This window comes from Flavobacterium sp., from assembly GCF_043756175.1.
Classification (GTDB): Bacteria; Bacteroidota; Bacteroidia; order Flavobacteriales; family Flavobacteriaceae; genus Flavobacterium.
Genome location: NZ_JAYURN010000017.1, coordinates 1 through 6,383 on the forward strand (window position 1 = coordinate 1; position 6,383 = coordinate 6,383).

General features: G+C 29.4%; 8 protein-coding genes. All 8 read right to left on the reverse strand.

Annotation, left to right across the window (positions count from 1 at the left end; translation table 11 throughout):
- On the reverse strand, positions 1-530 hold a 530-nt coding region (locus ACH2BP_RS01050), incomplete at its 3' end, for a DUF4369 domain-containing protein (RefSeq protein ID WP_395056152.1).
- Between the two features lie 77 nt (positions 531-607).
- Positions 608-781 carry a hypothetical protein gene (locus ACH2BP_RS01055; protein WP_395056154.1) on the reverse strand — a complete coding sequence of 58 codons (174 nt, stop codon included), beginning with the start codon at positions 779-781 and terminating at the stop codon, positions 608-610.
- Positions 782-930: 149 nt separating this feature from the next.
- Positions 931-1,587, reverse strand: a complete 657-nt coding sequence (locus ACH2BP_RS01060; protein ID WP_395056156.1) for a response regulator — start codon at positions 1,585-1,587, stop codon at positions 931-933.
- 727 nt (positions 1,588-2,314) lie between these two features.
- Positions 2,315-3,256 (reverse strand): hypothetical protein, encoded by a 942-nt coding sequence (locus ACH2BP_RS01065; protein WP_395056158.1) that lies wholly within the window; start codon positions 3,254-3,256, stop codon positions 2,315-2,317.
- A gap of 6 nt (positions 3,257-3,262) precedes the next feature.
- Positions 3,263-4,168, reverse strand: coding sequence for a DUF6175 family protein (locus ACH2BP_RS01070; RefSeq protein ID WP_395056160.1), 906 nt, complete (start codon positions 4,166-4,168; stop codon positions 3,263-3,265).
- 10 nt (positions 4,169-4,178) lie between these two features.
- Positions 4,179-4,649: a hypothetical protein gene (locus ACH2BP_RS01075; RefSeq protein WP_395056162.1), complete on the reverse strand. Its 471-nt coding sequence runs from the start codon at positions 4,647-4,649 to the stop codon at positions 4,179-4,181.
- Positions 4,650-4,654: 5 nt separating this feature from the next.
- Entirely contained in the window at positions 4,655-5,449 is a 795-nt protein-coding gene (locus ACH2BP_RS01080; protein WP_395056163.1) for a hypothetical protein, read from the reverse strand.
- A gap of 41 nt (positions 5,450-5,490) precedes the next feature.
- Positions 5,491-6,066 carry a hypothetical protein gene (locus ACH2BP_RS01085; protein WP_395056164.1) on the reverse strand — a complete coding sequence of 192 codons (576 nt, stop codon included), beginning with the start codon at positions 6,064-6,066 and terminating at the stop codon, positions 5,491-5,493.
- Between the last annotated feature and the right edge of the window lie 317 nt (positions 6,067-6,383).

Sequence of the window (6,383 nt, forward strand, 5' to 3'; positions counted from 1 at the left end):
TCCTCTATATTAGCTATTTTTTTAAGTAAAATATTTTTTTTTACGCTATCATTTAATGTGGTTATTTCATTATTGTAATTACCTCTTAACTTATAAATAGAATCAAGCTTTAAAGGAATATTTTTTTTAATTTCTATTAATTTTATGTAATCTTCTTGAGTCTTGCTTTTATCCAATTTTAAAGTTTTAAAATCCAAAAAATCAAGACTAATAATTAATCTTTTTGGTTCGAGATAAATAATTGAAGTGTTAGTACCATCTAACCTAAATTTGTTGTTATTACTTATGTATGAAATTCTGGGACTGTTTATGTAGCCCTTTAAAGTGAACTTATTATTAACAATTTTTGTTGAATCAATAATTTTCACATTATTGTTATTTGTATAACTTATGTACATATAGCCGTTACTTTGTTTAGGTATAAGAAACCCATTCAATTCAAAACAATTATTTTGATTGGTTTGTTGAGCTCCTAATACGTTATAGTAAAGGAAAAAATATAGTAATATGATAATTAATCTAAATGACATAAAAATTTGAATTAAAAAAAAACTATAAGGAAAGCGTTTTATCAACTCTTCCCTTATAGTTTTAAAATTGTGAGTTATTATGCACCACAAGAACCTCCGTTACAACAAGGGCAAGATGAGTTACCTGAACAAAACGAATCTGTTCCGCAAGATTCACTACATTCTGGAGTTGCATATCTACCTGCCATAATGTTTCTCATTTCGCTTCTTGAAAGTGAATTTTCAAAGCTTTTTAAACTAATTTTTTTCATAATTTTTAAATTTAGATAATTAAAACCATTAACAACTTTTGTTAATTTTTTTTCAAAAATAAGGGTTTTTAAAATATTACTTGGGTACTAAAAGTACCCGTTTTGTTAAATTTTTCTGAAAAAACATATTATTAAAATCATTAAGTAAATCAAATAAAGCCTCTTATTTTACATTCTCTAATGATGTCTTCATCACTGCCAAAATCAATTTTTAGCAATTGTTTGATTTTTAATTTTCTTTTTTTTATACCACTTAAAGTTATGGGAAGATATGTAGGAATATTTTTTGTTTTAATACCTTGCGATATTAATTTAACGATTTGTCTATTCGTATTATCTAAATAAATATCATCGTTTAATTTATCACTAATGTTCTTTTTTACTGTTTCGCTTCTGTATATTTCTCCGTTGATAATTTTATTAAATGCCGATATGAAAATATCATAATCAATATCACATTTTTCTAGAATTCCCTCTGGATATATGTTTTGTCTAATGTTATATAAACGTATGGTTTCGCAATAACCTGTGACAATAATAATTTTTATTTCAGGATATTTTATTCTTATTAATTTTGCTAAATCTTCTCCACTGTTTATGTTTTCTTCTGAATATGCAGGCATACTCAAATCTAGAATTATAATGTCTATAGATTGTGTTTTGGTTTGGGTAAAAATAAAATTATAAGCAGTTTCTAGAGAATTAGCTGTGCTAATTTTAGTTTTTATTTCTAAATCGGCTAATGCCATTTTGTAGAAATCAGTAATCATAACATGGTCGTCGACCAGTAGAATTTTAAGTGGCATAAATTTTATTTTTACTTACCAAAGAAAAATATATTTTTCTTTTAAACGTTATTTTTTTGTTTTCTTTTAACCGTAATGTTGATAAAAGTTTTCCTATAACGTCCCGCTGCTACACGCAGTTTGGGACTAAATTAGCCTAAACTTTCGGGTTGACCAAATTTTCCTGAAACAAAACCAACTTTAAATTCAAGACTAAATCCCAAATTGCTTGTAGCAGATGTTATGGCGCGGTGCTATGAATCGGCACTGAATTTTTTAGAGCTATATTTTGCGTTTAGTTCAAAAGTAAGCGAATCAAATTCAGAAGTTTTTCCTCAACACTTTTCTGCGCTAAGTTTGGTGTTTTTTTAGGTTTCAATTTTCGGCAGTTCAAAAGTTCCAAATAATTTTCAACGGTTTTTTCTCCACTCTTTTTTGCGTTTAGTTCGGTACTTTTTTGCTTTCAATTCGGTACACATTTCAAACTTCGGTTTGAGTCAGTTCAGAAGCGATTTTAGGCGTAAAAATCTCAAAAGTGAGAAGATAAATATTCACGATTGTAGTAACCAGAGTCGATTCGGCACTGAGCCATAACGTGATGCCGCTTGGCGATGTGGCGGATTAAGGAAGCCTAAACTTTCGGTTTATGACTAAACTTTCAGACACAAAACCAACTTCAAATTAAGCCTAAACCCGCCATATTGCCAAACGGCGGTTATGGGCTGGTTTTATATTTACTACAGATTTTCTATTTTACGATTAAAGTATAATTTATGTCTGTTGTTTGGCTTTTATAATATGAAACTGCAATATCTTTAATTGCGTTTATTCTTTGTTTTTCTAAACTTACAGCATCGTTATATTGTTTCATTTGAAAATCGTACTGTTTCTTTTCTTCCGCGTTTACTTTTGATTCAACGGTTTTTGCCAAATTTTGAGATTCTTTAAAACACGGCGAAGCTGGATCAATTTCAGACAAAATATTTAATGTTCCAACATAATCATTTGTAGCAATTGTATTTCGTGCTAATTGCATTTGTTTAGTACAATTCTTTTTTTGAAAACCTTTGTAAGCTTCGATTGCTTTTGCTTGTACTTGAGTGTAACAACTTACAGCATCAGGAACAGACATAAGTAAACCTAATGCTTCTTCAAATTGTTGTGTTTTTACAAAACCATCTGATTTTTTTATAATATCAGCACATTTTGTTTCGTAATATTGAATGATTTTTGTTTTACTTTTATCGATAAATGATTTGTAATCGGCGTCGTTTGTAGTAATTTTAGTAATTGCATTAGTAATTGCTAATTCTTTACTACTTCCGCTACCTTTGATTATTTTGCTAATTGTTGAAAACAAAATATTGTTGTCTACTTGTTTAACAAAAAGACTTAATTCGACACTTACAATAGTTATATTTTGCATTCCGCCCTCAACAACATTAGTTTCATTAACAGCAAATTTCGGATAAATTACAAAATTATTATTGTAACCCGAATCTGATAATCCTGAAACTGTAACGATTTGAGAAACTTTTGTATCTAATTTTGAAAGTTGAGAATCGTCTAAATTCTCCATACTTTCTGGCATAACGACCGAAAGAGAAATTTTACCTATTTCGTTTGTTGTTTGAGCTTTTGTTACTAATGAAATAAGCGAAGCTATTATTATAAAATAAATATTTTTCATCTTGATTTATTTAATTGTTATATAAATGGTACTGCTTTTAACATCTTTTGCTGGTTGCAAACCTAACACTTTTAAGAATTTAAAAATTTCAAGAGCAAATTTATTTGGATTATAATTGTTTCCTGTTGCTTGGTCTTTTAAAGGAATTTTCACATCGTCAAATATCATTTTTAAGTCAGTTGTTCCTTGAATATGATAATTATTTTTGAATGCGTTTTTTTCCATCCAAGCTTCAATTTGGTCAGATAGAGGCAAACCATCTGAACCAATTTCTGATGACATTTTATGTTGAGAACCTGCATCAAAACTAATATCAACAATTACTGATTTTCCATTATTTACAATATCAGTAAATTTGGTTTGCATAACATTTAAGAAATCTTCAATGCAACTTTCAACAGCTTTTGAAGCTAATTTGTTATAATCCTCTGTATAAAATCTTCCGCTTTCTCCAACTTTATTTGATAACGAATTACCTGTTGAAGCCTCATAACCAGTTAAAATAAGTTTAACAGCATTGCCCGAACTACCGTTGTCAATAATAACTTCTGCTTGTACATAAACATCTGCACCAGACATTTGAATTATTTGTGATTTTATATCTGTTTGATTATCCGATGTAAAAGCATTATTGTCTTTTGCTGCTTTTAATTTTGCAATGAAATCAACAGTTGTAAAACCTCTACTATCAAAACCTTCTTTTATTTTAGTGATTGCAATTCTTTTATTTGGGTCATTTTCTAGAATTGTTCTTAAATCTTCTCCTTCTTTTGTGTACGGAATTACCATTATTTTGGGTTGAACCGTAACAACTTGTCCGCCACTATTTGTTGCAGAATTTTGACTAAACGCAAAATTTGTAACGCAAAGCGTTACAAATAAAACAATGTGATTTATACATCTATATTTCATAAAATTTATTTTAAAATCCAAACTTACGGATTATATTGTTTTGTTCAAGGTCTTTTCTTAATGCAACTAAATTAACTTTAATATCTAAAGTTAAACTTTTAATTCCTCCATTTTGCTTTGCAAAATCGCTTACTGGAATACTTGACATAATAAAAGTTTTGTATCTTTTTTGAGCATAAAACTTTTCAAAATATTGTTTATGTTTTTCTATTTCTTCCGATTCATTTGTTCCGATTAAAGCAATTTTTTGTTCAGATTCTGGAAGTCCTCTAAAAAACAGAACATTAATAGCGTTTTTTTCTGCTTCACTACTTGCTTCTAGTTGATTTGCTCCATTACCAATTGCTCTCATAGTAATTGTACCATCGTTTCCTGAAAGAAAATTAACCTCGGAAGTTGGAAGTATTTTTTTACTACAACTTGAGGTTATTGAAAGTGAAATGAAAATTGCTAAAACACATAATTTTCTTAATGTTGACATATATTTTATTTTACGATTAATTTGCAATTCAATTTTTCTGCTGAATTAAATCTTGCTAAAATTTCTTTTCCTCCATCTGATACTGTACATTCTGAAAAATCATCTCCTGCTACTTTAACAATTTTTAATTCTCCGATTTGAGATGGATATGGTTTGCCATCAATCATTTCGTTTTTTTCAACGATTAATTTATCTCCTTCCTTAAAACCAAACTCTTTTCCGCCTGCTATTAAAACTGTTGATGCGGATTCTTTCTTTATAGTTAGAATTTTACTGATTTTTGTTGTCAAAGGAAATGTTTTAATAAAATACGCTGTTAATTTCGGCTCAATAGATTTTAAAGCTTCGTTTACTGCACTTTCAGGCGATAACATTAAAGGACTAACTTCGGTTTGAAAACTTTCAGCTTCTGTTGTTTTACCTGTTTCTACTTCATTAACTTTTAAAGTAAAAGCAACGCTTGATTTATATCCATTTATACTACCGTCTGTATTTTTCATAGCGTAAACGCTCATTTTTAAAATATTTCCAACAATCATATTTTGAGCGGCTAAAGCAACGTCTTGTTTTACAGTGTTTTTACTATCAAGAAACGCTTCTGATTTTTGGAATTCGAGTTCCGCTTTTACCTTATCATAACTTGTTCTATCAACAACGGTAAATCTTTTTGTATTAGTTACGATTTGAACAACTTTTTCAGCAACTGCACCTGAATATTTAGAATTAACTTCGGATGTAAATTCTGCAACACCTAAAACTGGTTTTATTGCTGTTTGTGAATAGCCGATTAGGCTATTCACAAAACAGAACAATAAAAGAAAATTTAAATTTCTCATATTAGTTAGTAGTTTCCTGATGATTTCAAAGTTGCAATTAAATTATTTACAACTTTTAAGTTTAGATTTAATTCAGGTAAAACTAATCCTAAAACATCTTTAGAAAAATTTAATGATTTAGCACCTTTAGGTGCTTGCATCATTCCTGCGCTTTTTAAATCCGCAGATGCAGTTGTAACAGATGCGGAAGCATCTGACACTGCTTTGATTTGCGTTGCAATGTTTAATCCTAAATCTGTAAGTTCAGCCAAGGTTGGTTTTTTTACAGTAACATCAGCAACACCATCCACAGATTCTCCAACTGTTCTTTTGTACATTTCAGGAATAATGGTATTAATTTCTTTAGTTGAAACTAACATTTTTGCTGAATTTGTAGCAAGTCCATCTACGCTTGAAATACCTGACGCTTTAGGTTCAGCTAGTTTTTCAAATTTAGCTTTTCGATCTTCTGCATCTTTTGATTTCATTTCGGCTTTAAGAACTTCTCTTTCTGCTTTTAACTCGTCTTTTGTTTTTTGTGCAAATGTGTTTTGTTGCATAACCAAAATTAGACTTAAACTTAATACGATTTTGTAAAACATCCTTGATAACATATTGTTTTGTTTTTAATTTCCCTACTCTTAAAGATTTTCGGTAACTCTCCGTTTATTTTAGTGGTTTCTGCTCCACTTTATTTTGGCGAAAATAAAGTTAATGTTTGGAATCATTTTACGGTTTTCCACATTCGCTTGAATTATTTTCGATTTTTATTTTTTTTGATGAGTTTCTTTCAGCGGTTTGTTGCTCGAAACTAGCCCATAACTTGTATATACTCGCTACAAAGTAGCGCATATACACCCATATTTGGGTAGATTGTCGCTACTCTTTAGCGATTTCCTCTCCAAATATACTTAAAAAT